This window comes from Pseudomonas fragi, assembly GCF_002269505.1.
Lineage (GTDB): Bacteria > Pseudomonadota > Gammaproteobacteria > Pseudomonadales > Pseudomonadaceae > Aquipseudomonas > Aquipseudomonas fragi_D.
Map to the genome: position 1 here is coordinate 1 of NZ_NQKQ01000060.1, position 1,263 is coordinate 1,263.

The 1,263-nt window shown below is 52.3% G+C and carries 1 protein-coding gene; it reads left to right on the forward strand.

The features are described 5' to 3' along the window. The first annotated feature begins 3 nt into the window (after positions 1-3). Positions 4-1,226 (forward strand): IS3 family transposase gene (locus tag CJU81_RS23495; protein ID WP_176464909.1). Its coding sequence is split into 2 segments (ribosomal slippage): positions 4-355 and positions 355-1,226, totalling 1,224 coding nucleotides; the frame shifts between segments, so codons are not numbered across the junction. The last annotated feature ends 37 nt before the right edge of the window (positions 1,227-1,263 follow it).

A 1,263-nucleotide genomic window follows, 5' to 3' on the forward strand; every position in this document is an offset into this window, starting at 1 on the left:
TCAATGGATACGGGCAAAAGGCGCAGTCAGCGTGACTACACACTAGCTTTTAAATTATCAGTCGTAGACCAAGTCGAAAAAGGCGAGCTGAGTTATAAAGAGGCTCAACGACGCTTTGGCATCCAGGGCCGATCCACAGTACTGGTTTGGTTACGCAAACACGGTCGACAAGACTGGAGCCAAGGTGCCTCAATCCGAGCGCTGCGGAGCAGGCCGATGACCGACCCCAACCTCCCGCTGACACCCGAGCAGCGGATCAAAGAACTTGAAGAACAGTTGGCGCTGAGCAATCAGAAGGCCCAGTTTTTTGAAGCCGTCGTGAATGTCTTGAAAAATGACTACGGTGTTTCCATCGTAAAAAAGCGACCCGGCAAGTCCTCTCGCAAGGGCAAATCCAAGACCTGAGCATTGCCAGGGCTTGCCTGTTTATGGGTATTTCGCGTCAAGCGTATTACAAGCGTAATCGCGCTTTTGATGCGAGAGTCTGTCAAGACCAAGAGGTCGTGGACTTCGTTCTGGAAAAGCGTCGACGCCAACCCAGACTGGGAACGCGCAAGCTGCATTACTTGATGAGCATTGAGGCTGGGGCGGTGCCCCGTGTTGGCAGGGACCGACTGTTTACCATCTTGCGAGAAGCGCGCGAACTGGTTCCTCGCAAGCGGGCTTATCATAAAACCACTCACAGCCATCATCGTTTCCGTCGCCATCCCAACCTGCTCAAAGCAGGTCCAGAACAAGTTCTAGCCAGCAGACCCGAGCAAGTTTGGGTCGCAGACATTACCTACCTGCCGACACAGGAAAGTGTGGCCTACATCAGCCTGATAACAGATGCGTACTCACGCAAGATCGTTGGTCATCATGTACATGAAAGTCTGCATACCGAGTCTGTGATCAAGGCACTGCACAAAGCCGTTGGTGAGCGCAAAACAACGCAGCCACTGATTCACCACTCAGATCGCGGAGCCCAATACTGCTCCGATCTGTATCAGCGATTGCATGCCAAGGCCGGGATCAGGTGCTCGATGACCGACGGTTATGACTGTTACCAGAACGCGATGGCTGAGAGAGTGAATGGCATTTTGAAAACCGAGTTTTTACTGCATCGCCCCAGAAATTTGGCGGACGCGGCGAAAATAGTTGATGAGTCGGTGTCGATCTATAACACCGAGCGGCCACATCAGGCCTTGAAATACAAAACGCCCGATGCGGTGCATCGGGCGTTTTGAGACTGAAATTGGTGTAAACCTATTTCAGGACTAGACA